Raw genomic sequence first — 14,727 nt, 5'->3', positions numbered from 1 at the left:
TCAGGCGTCCTTGAAGGCGTTGCGGTAACGGGCGGCCGGGTGGCGGTCGTTGACGAGGTCGGTGCCGAAGAGCTTGCGGCGCAACGTGCCGGGGGCGTACTCACGTTGGGCCAGGCCTCGGTCGCGCAGCACGGGCAGCAGGTGGTCGACGACTTCGGTGTAGGAGTCGGGGAGGCGCCAGTTGACGACGTTGACGCCGTCGACCCCGGCCCGCTGCCAGTCTTCGAGCCGGTCGGCGATCTGCTCGGGGGTGCCGACGATGCGGGCGCGCCGGGAGACGAGCGCGGCGAGGTCGGCGACGACGGGCTCGCGGTCGGTGACGCTGCGGCGCAGCCAGTCGAGGATGCTGTGGCTGCTGTTGGTCTCGACGTCGCGCAGCGGGGTGTCGGGCGGGTACGGGGTGCCGTCGGGGCGGATGCCGAAGTTCATGTGGGTGAGGAAGCCGTCGGGGCTGGCGTAGGCGTCGAGTTCGGCTTCCTTGCGGCGGGCTTCGGCCTCGGTGGAGCCGATGACGAAGGAGATGCCCTGGAAGAACTTGACGTCGCCCGGGCGGCGGCCGTTGGCCTCGGCGAGGGCGCGGGTCTCGCGGATGCCCTCGGCGGCGACCTCGGGGGTGGGTGCGGCGATGAACACGGCCTCGGCGTGTGCGGCGGCGAAGGCTTTCCCGGCTCCGGACGCGCCGGCCTGGAAGAGGACGGGCGTACGCTGCGCCGACGGCGAGGGCAGGTGGGGGCCTTCGACGCGGTAGCGGGGGCCGCGGTGGTGGATCTTGTGGATGCGGGCGGGGTCGGAGAAGACGCCGCGCTCGCGGTCGCGCAGCAGGGCGCCGTCGTCCCACGAGCCTTCCCAGAGCTTGTAGGTGACGTCGACGTATTCGTCGGCCCACGCGTAGCGGTCGTCGTGTGCGGTGAGCCGGTCGAGGCCGAAGTTGCGGGCGGCGTTCTCCTGGGTGCCGGTGACGATGTTCCAGGCCACGCGTCCGCGTGAGATGTGGTCGAGGGTGGAGACGGTGCGGGCGAAGTTGAACGGGTGCTGTTGCATGACGTTGCTGGTGAAGGCCAGACCGAGGTGTTCGGTGTGGACGGCGAGGGCGGCCAGCAGCACGGACGGGTCGTTGCTGGGGATTTGCAGGCCCTCGCGGACGTTGACGTCCCAGGGCGCGTCGGCGGGTCCGTAGAGGCCGACGACGTCGGCGAAGAACACCGCGTCGAACAGGCCGCGTTCGAGGGTGCGGGCGAGGTCGAGCCACAGGTCGATGTCGTTGAAGTCGGCCTGCCGGGCGTCGGGGTGGCGCCATTGGCCGTGCTGGATGTGCGAGCCGGTGTTCATGACGAAGGCGTTGAAGTGCAGGGTCACGCGGGGGTCCTCGTGGGTGTGTCGGTGCCGCGGCCGAGGCGGGGTGCGGCGTCGAGAAGGCTGCGGGTGTAGGGGTGCCGCGGGTTGGCGAACACCTGTGCGGCGTCTCCGTGTTCGACGATGCGGCCGTGGCGCGTGACGGCGATGGTGTCGCTGACGTGTTGGACGACGCCGAGGTCGTGGGAGATGAAGAGGTACGCCAGGCCCAGTTCGCGCTGGAGTTCGTCCAGGAGGTCGAGGATCTGGGCCTGGATGGACACGTCGAGTGCGGAGACCGGTTCGTCGCACACGAGGACGCGGGGGCGCGGTGCGAGGGCGCGGGCGATGGCGACGCGTTGGCGCTGGCCGCCGGACAGGTGCCGCGGGCGGCGGTCGGCGACGGTGCCGGGCAGGCCGACGGTGTCGAGGAGGGCGGCGACGTCCTTGTCGTGTGCGGCGGCGCGCTTGCGGCGGCCGTGGGTGAGGACGTCGACGAGGATCTGGCGTACGGTCAGCCGGGGGTCGAAGGAGCCGAGCGGGTCCTGGTAGACGGCGCCGATGTGGGCGCGCCGGGTGCGCCGTTCGCGTTCGGGGAGGTCGCTCCAGGGTTGTCCGTACAGTTCCACGGTGCCGGAGTCGGGCGCGGTGAGGCCGAGCACGATGCGGGCGGTGGTGGTCTTGCCGGAGCCGGATTCGCCGACGAGGCCGAGGGTGCGTCCGCGGTGCAGGGCGAAGCCGACGTGGTCGACGACGACGCGGGTCGTGCCGTCGGGGTCGCGGTAGTGCTTGACGAGGTCGCGGGCTTCGATCAGCGGCGCGTCGTCGGGGCGTGCGGCGTCCGGGAGTTCGGGCGGGGTGCCGGGCAGGGTGAGCGCTCCGGTGCGTGACATCCGGGCGGACAGCCGGGTGCCGCGCGGGTGTCCGGCGGGGACGGCGCGGATGAGCTGCCGGGTGTAGTCGTGCCGGGGCCGGGTGAGGACGTCGTCGGGGCTGCCTTGTTCGACGATGCGGCCGTGGTGCATGACGGCGATGGTGTCGGCGACGCGCTCGACGACGGCGAGGTCGTGGCTGATGAGCAGCAGAGCGGTGCCGTCGGCCTTGACCTGTTCGAGAAGGTCGAGGATCTGGCCCTGGACGCCGGCGTCGAGGGCGGTGGTCGGTTCGTCGGCGATCAGGACGGGCGGGTCGAGCGCAATGGCCGCGGCGATCAGGGCGCGTTGCCGCAGGCCGCCGGACATCTCGCCGGCGCGCTGTCGGGCGCGCTGTTCGGGTTGGGGGACGCCGGCGCGTTCGAGGAGTTCGACGACGCGTTCGCGGCGCCGCGCGGCGGACAGGCGGCCGTGCAGGCGCAGCGTGTCGGCGATCTCCCGGCCGACGGGCCGGAGCGGGTCGAGGGAGACGAGCGCGTCTTGGAGGACGAGGCCGACGTCGGCGCCGCGCAGGGCGCGCAGCGCGCGGGGGGCCGCGTCGAGGACGTCGGTGCCGCGGACGCGCAGGTGGTCGGCGCGGATGTGGGCGCCCGGCCCGGCGAGGCCGATGAGGGAGCGGGCGGTGACGCTCTTGCCGGATCCCGACTCGCCGACCAGGGCCAGGCACCGGCCGGGGTGGAGGGTGAAGGAGACGCCGGCGACGACGTCGGTGCGTGCGGTGCGCGTGCCGAACGAGACGTGCAGGTCGCGTACGTCGACGACGGGTCGGCCGGGTGGGGCCTGGGTCGGGGCGGCGAGGCCGGGGAGGTGGTCGGTTCGGGGCATGTCAGCGCTCCCTGGTGCGGCGTTGGAGGCTGCGGCCGAGCACGGTGACGCAGGCGGCGCCGAGCACGATGAAGACTCCGGGGAAGACGGTCAGCCACCAGGCGTTCTGGATGTAGGGGCGGCCGGCGGAGAGCAGGGCTCCCCATTCCGGGTTCGGCGGGACGACGCCGATGCCGAGGAAGCTGAGCGAGGTGGCCCACACGACGGCCTGGCCGATGCCGAGCGTGCCGAGCACGTACAGCGGGGCGAGCGTGTTGGGCATGATGTGGCGGCGCAGCAGGGTCCATCGGCCGCGGCCGAGAACGGTCGCGGCCTCGACGTAGCCGGCGCCGCGCACGGCGCGTACCTGGCTGCGGATGACGCGGGCGTAGCCGGGTGCGGTGGCGAGGCCGACGGCGAGGCCGGACGCGACGACGCCACCGCCGAGGACGGCCGCGAGGAGCAGCGCGAGCATGATGCCGGGGATCGCGAAGCCCACCTCCAGGATCCGGCTCACGACGAAGTCGACGGCCCGGTTGCCGAGGCCGGCGGCGGTGCCGAGGACGACGGCGACACCGAGGCCGAGCGCGGTGGCGAACACCCCGATGAGGAACGACGACCGGGTGCCCTGGATGACGCGGCTGAACAGGTCGCGGCCGTTCTCGTCGGTGCCGAACCAGTGGGCGCCGGACGGCCCTTGGAACGCCTCGGCGGGTTGGATGCCGTACGGGTCGTGGGTGGTCAGCAGGCCGGGCGCGAGTGCCGCGACGAGGAGCAGCGCGAGGACGGCCAGGGCCAGGGCCTCCCCCGGGCGCGGCAGGGACGGGCGGCGGGCGGGTGCCGCGACGGGGGCGGCGGACGCGGTCACCACGGTGTCACCGCCTGGCGCAGGCGCGGATCGGCTATCCGGTCGGCGATTTCGGTGAGGGCGGTGACCGCGAGGTAGACGGCGGCGACGACGAGGACGACGCCGATCACCAGCGGTGTGTCGGAGGCGAGGACCGCGGAGAGCAGCGTGCGGCCCAGCCCGGTCCGCGAGAAGACGGTCTCGACGACGACCGCGCCGCTGATGAGCGAGCCGAACGCCCAGCCGGACAGGCTGATCGCGGGCAGCGCGGCGTGCCGCAGGGCGTGGATGAGCCGTAGGCCCGTCTCGCTCTCCCCGCGGGCGCGGGCCGACAGTGAGAAGGGCGCGTCGAGGGCGTCGAGGAACGCCTCGCGCATGACCTGGCCGAGGAAGCCGGCGAGCGGCAGGGCGAGGGTCAGCACCGGCATGATCAGGCCCTCGATGCCGGGGGTGCTCAGGGGTGGCAGCCACTGGAGTTGTACGCCGAGGACGAGCACGAGGACGCTGCCGAGCCAGAAGTGCGGGACGGCCGCGGCGGTGATCTCCAGGGCGGTGCCCAGCGCGGTGGAGATGCGCCCGCCGCGTGTGGACCACAGGGCGACCGCGACGGCGATGACCCACGCGACCGCGAGGGAGCACACGGCGAGGACGAGGGTGCTGCCGAGTGCTTCGCCGAGGACTCCGGTGACGTCGGTGCGCAGGGTCCACGAGGTGCCGAGGTCGCCGCGGACGAGGTGGCCGAGTTCGTCGGCGTACTGCGCCAACAGCGGCCGGTCGAAGCCGTATTGCTCGCGGACCTCGGCCAACTGGGCTTCGCCGGCGTGGGATCCGGCCCCGCCGAGGACGGCCTCGGCGGGGTCTCCGGGCACCAGGTGCATGCCGAGGAACGTGAGGGTGACGACGGCCCACAGGACGAAGAGCGCGCCGGCGAGGCGGGTGGCGACGCGGCGGGCGAGGCGCCGGACGCGCGGGCGGCGGGCGGGGTCGGGGGCGGCGGAGTCGGGGGCGGCGGGACCAGGGGTGGCGGTCGCCGCCGCGGTGGCCCCCGCCTCCTTGGCCTCGGTGCGCGGTGTCGGGGGTCTGGTCGCGGCCATCAGCCGATCCACGTGTCGTAGAAGGACGGCAGCGCGAGCGACGGCAGCAGGCGTATGCCCTTGACCTTCTTCTGGGCGCCGATGCGGGTCTGCTGGTCGTGCACGGGGAGGATGTAGTGGCCGTCGGCGAGGGTCTGCTGCACGCGGCGGTAGAGGTCGGCGCGGACGGCCTCGTCGGTGGTCTGCCCGGCCTCGGTGAGCAGGCGGTCGACCTCGGGGTCGGCGAGGTGCACGTTGTTGGCGTGGTACGAGTTCGGCGTCGCGTCGGCGTTGGCGGCGCTGTGGTACGTGATGCGCAGGACGTCCGGCGAGTTCTTCGTGTAGTACATGGGCAGGGCGTCGTAGTCCCACTCGTTGTTGGCGATCCACCACTTCGCGGTGTCGAGCGGACGCAGCTCCACGTCGAAGCCGGACTTCTTGGCGGTCGCCTGGATCTGCTCGTAGACGCCGGGTTGCAGCGGGATCGCCGTCGTGTAGGGCAGGGAGACCGTGAGGCGGCGGCCGTCCTTGGTGCGGATGCCGTCGCCGTCGCGGCCGGTCCAGCCCGCCGCGTCCAGGAGGGCCGCGGCCTTGGCCGGGTCGTACGTGTCCCGGATGGTGTCGGCGGCGTACCGCGTGGAACTGCTCAGCGGGGAGGTCGCGCGTTCGGTCGTGCCGAGGTAGACGCTGGCGAGGGCGGCGTCGATGTCGACGGACGCCCAGAACGCCTCGCGGACCGACGCGTCGTCGAACGGCGCCCGGGTGGTGTTGAGTTCGAGTTGCACGGGCTTGCCGGGGCGGGCGGCGATGGTCACCGCGAGGTTCGGGTTGCCCTTCGCGGCGACCGCGTGCTGCGGCTCCAACACGTCGACGACGTCGGCCTGTCCGCTCTGCAGGGCGGCGAAGCGCGAGGTGCCGTCCGGGACGAACCGCCACGTGATGCGGTCGAGGTAGGCCGGGCCGGTGTGTGCCGAACCGGGCGGCGGCGTCGTGAAGTTCGCGTTGCGCACGAGGGTGACGGAGTCCTGCCGGTGCCAGCTCTCGACCGTGAACGGGCCGGTGCCGACCGGGGATTCGCAGTTCGCGGTGAGCCCTCGGGCCAACGCGGCGGGCGACTGCATGGGCAGCCACACCATCGACAGCGACTCCAGCAACGCGCTGTCGGGCTCCTTGAGTTCGATGCGGGCGGTGTGCGGCGCGGGCACCTGCACGGCGGCGACCTTGGAGAGCGCCAACCGGCCCGTGGTGGAGCCGGTTTCGGGGTCGAGCACGCGTTCGATGTTGGTCTTGACGGCGGCGGCGTCGAAGGGGGTGCCGTCGCTGAAGCGGACGTCGTCGCGCAGTTCGACGGTCCAGCTGAGGTGGTCCGGGGCCTCCGTCCAGGAGGTCGCGAGCCACGGCAGGATCTCGCCTTTGTCGTCCTGGAAGAACAGCGTCTGGAGGTACTGCGTCGCGAGCAGCGCCTGCGGCACGTTGCCGCGCTGCTGCGGGTCGAGGCAGGTGGGCTCGTCGTCGCCGGTCGCGTAGACGAGGGTGCCGCCGGGGCGCGGGGTGGCCGACGCGTCGTCGTCGCCCGACCCGCCGCAGGCGGTGAGCAGCAGGGCACCCGCGGCGGTCAGGGCCGCGGCGGTGGAGGTGAGCTTGCGCACGTTCGTTCTTTCTGTACGGAGGCCCGCGATCGGGCCGGAGGCGGGCGCGCCGGCGGCACCCGCCGGTGGAGGCGGGGCCGGTCGGCGCGGACCGGGTGCGGAGTCGGTGGGCAGGGGTCGGGCGCGCACGGTCCTGGGGCCGTACGGCGGTTGCGCGCGGCGTGCGGGCGGGCGCGTCGGTTCCGGCGCGGGTCGCGCGGGCGTCGCGCCCCCGGCCGGTGGTCAGCGACATGCGGCGCTGCATGTGCGCTTGAGGTCGACGTGGCGGCGTACGACGAGGGGTACGCGGTGGATGGGGCGCATGGGCGGTGCTCCGGTTCTCGTGGCGCGGATTCAGTGGGCGGCTGAGGGCAGGAACGGCGTGTGTGCGGGGGCGGAGCCCGGCGTGCCCGGGGCGTGGAACAGGCCCCGGCGGGCGAGTTCGGGCAGGACGCCCTCGCCGAACCAGTACAGCTCCTCCAGGTGCGGGTAACCGGACAGGACGAACTCGTCGATGCCGAGGGCCGCGTACTCGGCGATGCGGTCGGCGACCTCGCGGTGGCCGCCGACGAGTGCCGTGCCGGCGCCGCCGCGGACGAGCCCGACGCCGGCCCACAGGTTCGGGGAGACTTCGAGGGCCCGGGCGTCGCGCCAATCGCCGCGGTCGCGTTGCTCGGCGTGCAGGGCGCGCATGTTGGCCTGTCCGGTGGACTCGCTGCGGTCCAGGCCGTGTTGCGCGCGTTCGACGGTGTCCTCGCCGAGTGCGGCGAGGAGTTCGCCGGCCTTGCGCCACGCTTCCTCGGCGGTGTCGCGCGTGATCACGTGGAGGCGGATGCCGAAGCGGAGGTCGCGGCCCTGCTCGGCGGCGAGGCGCCGGATCCACGCGATCTTCTCGGCGACGGCCGCCGGGGGTTCGCCCCACGTGAGATAGACGTCGGCGTGGCGGGCGGCGACCGGACCGGCGTACGACGACGACCCGCCGAAGTACAGGGGCGGCACCGGGTCGGGCAGCGCGGGCAGCGCGGCCTGCTCGACGGAGACGTGGTCGCCGCGGTGGGTGACGGTCTCGCCGCGCCACAACGCCCTGACGACGTCGAGGAATTCGTCGCATCGCGCGTAGCGCTCGCGCTTGTCGAGGAAGTCGCCGTACGCGCGCTGTTCGTGTGCCTCGCCGCCCGTGACGACGTTGAGCAGCAGCCGCCCGGGGGCGTGTGCGCTGAACGTCGCGGCCATCTGCGCGGCGAGGGTCGGACTGATCAGGCCGGGACGGAACGCGACGAGGAACGCGAGCCGTTCGGACTCGCGGGCGAGCATCGCCGTGGTGAGCCACGCGTCCTCGCACCACGCGCCGGTGGGCGTGAGCGCCCCGGTGAAGCCGAGTTCCTCGGCGGCGCGGGCGATCGAGGACAGGTAGCCGATCGTGGCGCGCCGGTCTCCCGCTGCCACTCCGGCGGGCAGGCCGTGGCCGCCGCCGACGATGAACCGGGAATCGCCGTAGGTGGGCAGGAACCAGTGGAACGCGAGGGTCATGGGGCGGTCTTCCCGTGGGTGAGGGGGTGGGGACGGCGGGTGGGGGCGTGGGGCGCGGTGGGGGTTGCCTGGGCGGGGTGCTCAGGGCTCAGCGGGCTCAACGGGCTCAGCGGGCTCGGTGCTGAGTGCTGGGTGCTCGGGCTCGGTGCTCGGGTGCGTGTTGGCGGGGTGCCGGGCGCACTCGCGGTGTGTGGCGGCCGAGGGGCGCAGCCGGTCACAGCAGGCCGTGGCGCGGCGGTGGTACGTCGTCGAGCAGCCACCGTCCGATGTGCTGGATTTTCCACCGGGTCGGATCGTGCAGGGTGTGGGTGCGGGCGTCGCGCCAGAAGCGGCTGAGGTTGGGCGGTGCGACCGCGCAGCGGGTGCCGCCGAGTTCGAACAGCACGGTCGCCGCGTCGACCGCGGCGCGGGCACACGCGACCTTGGCGACCGCCGTCGCGACGGACGCGCGTTCGGTGCTCGCCGCGGTCGGCTCGTCGCGTGCGCGGTCGACCTCCGCCGCGGCCTCGCGCAACAGGGCCTCGGCGGCGCGTACGGTGACCTCGGCTTCTCCGGCCTGCTGCGCGAGCAGCAGGTCGTCCACCGCGCGGTCGGCCCCGCTCTCGAACCAGGGCCGGGCCTCGCGCGCCTGGCGCACCGCCTCCTCCAGCGCCGCCCGGGCGATCCCCGCGTCCAGTGCGGCATGCAGCACCTGGGCGAACGACCCGTAGGCCGTGGGCTGTTCGAAGATCTCGGTGTAGGGCACCACGTGGTCGGCGGCGACCGCGACCCCGTCCAGGACGACGGTGCCGCTGCCGGTGGTGCGTTGGCCGATGCCGTCCCAGTCGTCGATGATCGTGACGCCGGGGGCGTCCGCGCGGACGAACGCGACGGCTTTGCGCGGCGTCGGGGTGGCACTGCCGGGCACGGTGGCCCGCACCGCCAGCCAGTGGGCGAAGAGCGAACCCGTCGCGTAGAACTTGCGCCCGTCCAGGACGGCGGTGCCGTCATCCTTCCGGGTCAGCGTCGTCGTGTCCTCGGTGATGGTGCGGCTGGTGCGCTCGGACTGGGCGTTGGCGATGCGGCGTCCGGCCAGGGCCTCGGCGAAGAAGTACGCGCGCTGCCGCTGCGTGCCTTGGAGGCGCAGTGCCTCCAGGAACACGAAGTGGCTGTGGGGGATCTGCCCGATGTTCGGGTCGGCGCGGGCGAGCAGCCGGAAGGCCTCCGTCAGCGTCGACACGCGGACGTCCGGCCCCCCGAGGGCGGACGGGACCGTCAGCCCGAAGAAGCCGGCGTCCGAGAGGCGGTCGATCTCGGGCCCGGGCAGGCGGCGTTCGCGATCGCGGTCGGCGGCGTGGACCGCGAACGCGTCGGCCAACTCGGCGACGGCGGCCAGCGCCGCGGCGTCACCGGCGGGCATGCCGGCGGGCACGGTCGGGACCCCCGGGCCGGGAGGTCGTGTGGTTGGGGACTGCGGCGGGCATGGCGGTCTCCGGGGACGGGTGCGCGACGACGGCATCCCGGCGTCGCGTTGTCCGTGGAAAGGGCAATCCGAGCGGGGAAAAGCGACATCATACGGCGCACACAAAAGGCGATGAAAAATATTTGTGAACAAGTCGTGAAAAGAATGTGACACGAGTCGGCGAGGCGTCCGGATAATCGTGGGAATCACGGGATCGCGCGGGGATACGTCGCGTCATCCCCCGTCTTCTCGCGCTCTCCCCCATGCTTTATCCGTGGGTTTCCCCCGGGGCCGCGCAGGTCCGCACGTGATAGGGGCAGCCGATCTCGCCCCGCGATCCCGGGCTCAGCGGGAACGGACGCGACATCGGCGGGCGGCGGCGCCGCTCCTGGCGCGAGAGCGGTCGGCGTACCGTCGGCTCCGGTCAGCTCGTGTGGACATGCGAGAAACTATCGCGGCCGGTGTCCGGGGGTGTCAAATAGGCAATTGCGAAAGTGCGATAGGGAAATCCTTGCACCCTTCCCCCGCGCCCCGGATTCAGCGCGCGTGGCGCTCGGCGTGCTCGACAAGAATGCGACGCAGGTCACCCGCGGCCCCGGAAACGGCTTTCGCTTTACTGGACTGCACCATCAAAACGACCTCCGTGTGCTCGTCCTCGACCGGCCGGAACGTAATCGCGCCGCAGCGCTCCAGCGGATCACCGATGACACTGAAGTCGGGCAGCAACGTGACGCCCAGCCCCTCCGCCACCATAAGCTTGCCCATTTCCGCGCCGTCGGTGGAATACGAGAACGACGGAGCGCGCCCGGCGAGGAGCCGGTGTGCGTACCGGTGCATCACATAGCCCGAGCGCATCACGATCAACGGCTCCGTGAGCAGGTCCGCGACGGTCACCGTGGGCAGTGCCGCGAGGGGGCTGTCCGGACGCAGGCACACCACCGGCCGCCCGCGCAGCAACTCGGTGGACTGCAACTCGGGCGACGTGTCGTCACCCCCCAGGTGATTCACCAGACCGAGGTCGAACCCGCCTTCCAGCAGCGCCTGTTGGATGTCGGCCTGCTGCGCGGCGACCACTTCGACCTGGGTGGTGGGATGCGCGGCGCGGAAGTCCCGGACGGCCGGGACCAGCAACGGCACGGTCGCCGCGTTCACCGTGCCGAGGCGGACCATGCGACTGGTCCGGTGCTGCTCGTCCGCCGCTCGCCGCAGCCGGTCCACCGCGTCCAGCACGCCCACGATGTGCGGCAGCAGCTCGCGCCCCTCGTCGCTGATCCGCGCCCCGGACCGCCGTCGATCGAGAATCGCCACCCCCAGCTCGCGCTCCAGATTGCGCACGGTCTCGCTGAGCGCCGGCTGCGACAGATGCAACTCGGCAGCCGCCCGCCGCAACGACCCCAGCCGCGTGACCGCCTCGATGTACTCCAACTGCTCGATCCGCACATCTGTCCCCTCCCACGACACCAACCACGGCGCACCCTACGTCCTCCGACACCCGAGGCAACCGGGGCGGTGGGGATCGCGGACCGGTATCCGAGCCGTGTCGCCGCGAACCCGGCATCGGCCGGTCGGTCTCCCCGGCACCCCACGGGCGCCATCGCCTCCGGGTCCGTGGCGCCAGACCATCGTGCAACAACTGGCCCGGCGCGCCCGCGATCCCATGTGTCCGGCTTACGGGAACCGTGCCGAGCGGGGATCCCCGTCGCGACGTTCGACGCACCCGGTGGCCGGGCCCGTGTCGGTCGCGTCCAAGTCGCGTGACGCGGCAGGTCGTCCGGCCACCCGTCAGGCGTGGTGGGCCGTCAGGCGTGGTGGGCCCGTCGCGCGGCTCGGTTGATGATCTCCGCGGCTCGCTCCGGGTGGTCGTCGAGCCATGTGCCGAGGTGTTTGCGGATGGAGTCGGCGACACAGGTGCGTACGAGGGTGCCGCCCAAGGTGTCGTTGGTGGCGCCCAGGAATTCGGGGGTGTCGAGTCTGACCGACACAACTGCTGTCAGGCCCACGCTGACACGGTCGGCAGACAGGCCATCGGCCGGCACCGGCAACCCGTGTGTCCGGGCGTGCGCTTCGAACGCGGTGACGAGTCCGTCGCGGAGGCCCTGCACGTGTGCGCCGCCGCCCGGGGTGGGGCGGCAGTTGGCGAAGGACAGGACGTGCTCCGGGCCCGCGTCGCGCCACAGCATGGCCACGTCCAGTAGGCCTTCCCTGCGAAGGTCTTCCTCCGCGAAGCCGATGACGTCCGCGTGCCCGTTCGCTGCTTCGAACGTGCTGAGCCAGGCGACGAAGTCCCGTACCCCATCGGGGAATCGGTATCGGGCCGTCCGGAACTCACCCTTCGCTTGCCGTCGGTCGGCGAGCGTGATCTCCAAGCCCCGGTTGAGGAAAGCGATTTCCCTGAGGCGCTGCTCCAGTGCCTCGAACGAGTGCGTCGCGGAGCCGAAGATCTCGTCGTCCGGCCAGAGGGTCAGAGTCGTCCCGGTGTCGGTCGACGGGCCCATGGCGGCGAGTGGTGTGGCCGCGACGCCGCGTGCGAACTCCTGTGTCCATCGGACCCCGTCGCGGCGTACCTCGGCGGTCATGCGCGACGACAGGGCATTGGGGACGAACATCCCCATGCCCCAGAACCCGACCACCACCTCGTGGCGACCACCGGGCCCGGCTCCGCTGTGCGTTTGGGTCAGCAGCGCAGCGAGATCCGGAACACCGACTCCCGGGCTGTTGTCCGCGACACGTACGCCGCCCTCGGGAACGAGGGTGACGTCGACGCGGCCGAGCTGTCCCGGAACGCCCGAGACCTCGTTCACGGCCCGCCCCACGACCCCGAACACCATCTCCCGCACGCCGCGTTCGGACGTCGAACCGACATACATCCCAGGCCGCTTGCGTATGGCTTCGCGTGGGTCCATGACCTGGATGTGCTTGGCGTCGTACGGTGCGGGTTCCTCGTTCACGCTGCTCCCGACGGTGTGGCGGACCGACGCGCACAGCCTAGGCGTTTTTCGGGAAAGCACCAGGTCAGTGTGCGGGCGCCGGTCCCGCACAGATGTGCCTGAGCGCCTGGTCGCGGGCAGTCGTCCCCGTCCTCTGCCCGCCACCCCCAAAACGTCTTCACGGAACGCCCGTTGCGGCGTACGACCCCCCGCACGGGCGACTGTGGGTGTCCGATTCACCGGTTCCAGGCCACCGGCAGTCCCGAAGACTCGGTGACGGTCTCAGGAGTATTCACCTCGTTCCGCCGTTCTTGTCGTCGAGGTTCCCGTACAGTGCCGCCGGGGGGGGTACGCCGGGTGGGGCGTCGCGAGGTGTCTTCGGACGCCTTCTTCGTTGTGCGGGGCGGAACTTCGGACTTGCCGGTCCAGGGGGGGAACCGACGGATCTCATGAGCTTCACGTACACGGCCGGTCCGCCGGTCACCGCGCTTCGCGGCAAACGGGTGGGGGTGCCCGAGGACGCCGTCGGCATGCCCGCCGGCCTCGACGGCCGCACGGAACATCCACGGGCCGGCTGCCCGGACCCGTGACGCCGGGCCCACACCAGGCCACGCCAATCCTCGGTCCGCGCACGTGAGGCCCACGCAGACCACGGAGACGATGCACACACGCGGAATCGGCGACGGATGCGTCAAGCGCGTCGGCGTCCGCCGCACCCCCACCGGGCAGCCACGCGCCTGACACCCCTCGGAGCGCCGTCTCGCCTTCCCCGGGCGAGCCCTCCCGTCATGCCCTGATCCGACACGACAAGGAACCGATCACCCCGTGAATCGTTACCGAGGCCCCGTCCCGTTCCGCCCGTGGTGGGCGAGGACGCCGGCCATTCTCGGCGCCCTCGCGCTGGTCGCCTTACTTTCCGCCATGCACATCGGCCTCGGCTTGCTCGCCATGATCGCGGCGATCGTCGCGGTGTGGATGCTCGCGCCCTGGCACATCGCCGCCAGGATCGGTGCCACGCTCGGAGCGTTCGTGCTCCTGTCGATCGGTGCGGGGGCGACGGGCCAGCTCGACGAGAAGGACAAAGACAAGACGGCGACGGCGTCCGCGGAGAGCAGCCACACCCCCGGCACGACTCCTCCGGCCTCGCCGATCGTCTTCCCGTCCGCCACACCCCCTGTCCCGATCGGCGACTTCGTCGGCCAACCGCTGGACGCCGCGGAGCAGCAGGCGAGTTCGTCCGGCTATGCCGCCGGTCACCACGACGCCTCGGACGAGCACCGGCAAATCCCGGTGACCGCCGAGTGGACGGTCTGCTTCCAGCGCGCGGACGACACCGCGCGGACCGTCGAGTTCGCGGCCGTCCGCAAGGGCGAACCCTGTACGAAACAGGACGGCGGCCCGCTCTGGCCGCTGATGCCGGCCGTCGTCGGCTCCACCTACAACGCCGCGGTCGAGACCATCAAGCAGGCCGGCATCGATCCGGCCCGCGTCACCGTCGACGACGTCTACCTCGACGTCGCCGCACCGAGCGCCGCCGAGGTCGCGCGGAGCGGTGACGAGTGGCGGGTGTGCTTCCAGCAACCGTCCGCGGGCGAAAAGGTCTTGCCCGCCGCCGGCATCCACCTCGACTTGGGCCGGTGGACGGGCGTCGACCTCGTGCGGAGTTGTCCGGCGGCGAAGGACACCACGTACAAGATCCCGGCCAATGATCCTTCGTACCCCAAGGACAAGGGCAAGGACACAGGCAAGGACACGAACACCACCACCGGCGGCGGCGGTTCGACCACCGGCGGGGGCACCGGCGGAACGTCCTCGACCACGGGCGGCAGCACCGCGACCGGCGGCAGCTCGTCGACCGGCGGTGCCGGCACCGGGGGCAGTGCCGCGACCGGGGGCACCGGCACATCGACCGGTGGCAGTACGTCCGCGACCGGCGGAAGCACGGGAAACACGTCTACGACGGGCGGTACCGGCACCACGGGCGGAGGCAACGGGTCAACGGGCGGCGGCAGTGTCGGCTCGGTCCACCCCGGCGCGTTCTGCGCCCCGGCCGGGGCAACGGGCGTCAGCAGCACCGGAAAGCCCATGGTCTGCGGCCCTGCCTCCGACGGCCGAAACCGCTGGCACAGCCCCTGACGGCCAACGCGACACATAAGGCGCCTTCCGCGAAGACGGGCGACGGCGCCTGGCCCACCGCCGAACTCCGACGATTC

The 14,727-nt window shown here is 72.4% G+C and carries 10 protein-coding genes; 1 reads left to right on the top strand and 9 read right to left on the bottom strand.

Annotated features, from left to right (window positions below; all coding sequences use genetic code 11):
• The 9 genes from LO772_RS35335 to LO772_RS35295 form a co-directional block, all read right to left on the bottom strand.
• Entirely contained in the window at positions 1 to 1,356 is a 1,356-nt protein-coding gene (locus tag LO772_RS35335; RefSeq protein ID WP_231776127.1) for an NtaA/DmoA family FMN-dependent monooxygenase, read from the bottom strand.
• On the bottom strand, positions 1,353 to 3,089 hold the full coding sequence (locus tag LO772_RS35330; protein WP_231776126.1) for a dipeptide ABC transporter ATP-binding protein: 1,737 nt from the start codon (positions 3,087 to 3,089) through the stop codon (positions 1,353 to 1,355). The genes LO772_RS35335 and LO772_RS35330 overlap by 4 nt, the downstream gene beginning before the upstream one ends.
• 1 nt (position 3,090) lies before the next feature.
• The gene (locus tag LO772_RS35325) at positions 3,091 to 3,939 is read right to left on the bottom strand and encodes an ABC transporter permease (RefSeq protein ID WP_231776125.1); all 849 of its coding nucleotides are present in this window, start codon (positions 3,937 to 3,939) and stop codon (positions 3,091 to 3,093) included.
• Positions 3,933 to 5,009 (bottom strand): ABC transporter permease, encoded by a 1,077-nt coding sequence (locus tag LO772_RS35320; RefSeq protein WP_231776124.1) that lies wholly within the window; start codon positions 5,007 to 5,009, stop codon positions 3,933 to 3,935. Before LO772_RS35320 ends, LO772_RS35325 begins: the two co-directional genes overlap by 7 nt.
• Complete coding sequence (locus LO772_RS35315; protein ID WP_231776123.1) at positions 5,009 to 6,637, bottom strand: ABC transporter substrate-binding protein; 1,629 nt, start codon at positions 6,635 to 6,637, stop codon at positions 5,009 to 5,011. Before LO772_RS35315 ends, LO772_RS35320 begins: the two co-directional genes overlap by 1 nt.
• Positions 6,638 to 6,970: 333 nt before the next feature.
• Positions 6,971 to 8,146, bottom strand: a complete 1,176-nt coding sequence (locus LO772_RS35310) for an LLM class flavin-dependent oxidoreductase (protein WP_231776122.1) — start codon at positions 8,144 to 8,146, stop codon at positions 6,971 to 6,973.
• Positions 8,147 to 8,360: 214 nt separating this feature from the next.
• Positions 8,361 to 9,545 (bottom strand): SfnB family sulfur acquisition oxidoreductase, encoded by a 1,185-nt coding sequence (locus tag LO772_RS35305; RefSeq protein WP_231776121.1) that lies wholly within the window; start codon positions 9,543 to 9,545, stop codon positions 8,361 to 8,363.
• 579 nt (positions 9,546 to 10,124) lie between these two features.
• A complete protein-coding gene (locus LO772_RS35300; RefSeq protein ID WP_231776120.1) occupies positions 10,125 to 11,027 on the bottom strand; it encodes a LysR family transcriptional regulator in 903 nt (300 codons plus the stop codon).
• 359 nt (positions 11,028 to 11,386) lie between these two features.
• Positions 11,387 to 12,535, bottom strand: a complete 1,149-nt coding sequence (locus LO772_RS35295; RefSeq protein ID WP_231776119.1) for a DNA gyrase subunit B — start codon at positions 12,533 to 12,535, stop codon at positions 11,387 to 11,389.
• Between the two features lie 804 nt (positions 12,536 to 13,339).
• On the opposite strand from LO772_RS35295, the gene LO772_RS35290 reads away from it, so the two are divergent.
• Positions 13,340 to 14,650 carry a hypothetical protein gene (locus LO772_RS35290; RefSeq protein ID WP_231776118.1) on the top strand — a complete coding sequence of 437 codons (1,311 nt, stop codon included), beginning with the start codon at positions 13,340 to 13,342 and terminating at the stop codon, positions 14,648 to 14,650.
• Positions 14,651 to 14,727: the final 77 nt, after the last annotated feature.

Origin of the sequence: Yinghuangia sp. ASG 101 (genome assembly GCF_021165735.1) — a bacterium.
GTDB lineage: Bacteria > Actinomycetota > Actinomycetes > Streptomycetales > Streptomycetaceae > Yinghuangia.
The sequence above is the reverse complement of the archived record's forward strand: the minus strand, read 5'-3'. Positions and strand labels throughout refer to the sequence as shown.

Coding starts and splice junctions, on each gene's coding strand:
- LO772_RS35330 (WP_231776126.1), bottom strand. CDS start 3,089: ATGCCCCGAACCGACCACCTCCCCGGCCTCGCCGCCCCGACCCAGGCC.
- LO772_RS35310 (WP_231776122.1), bottom strand. CDS start 8,146: ATGACCCTCGCGTTCCACTGGTTCCTGCCCACCTACGGCGATTCCCGG.
- LO772_RS35320 (WP_231776124.1), bottom strand. CDS start 5,009: ATGGCCGCGACCAGACCCCCGACACCGCGCACCGAGGCCAAGGAGGCG.
- LO772_RS35305 (WP_231776121.1), bottom strand. CDS start 9,545: ATGCCCGCCGGTGACGCCGCGGCGCTGGCCGCCGTCGCCGAGTTGGCC.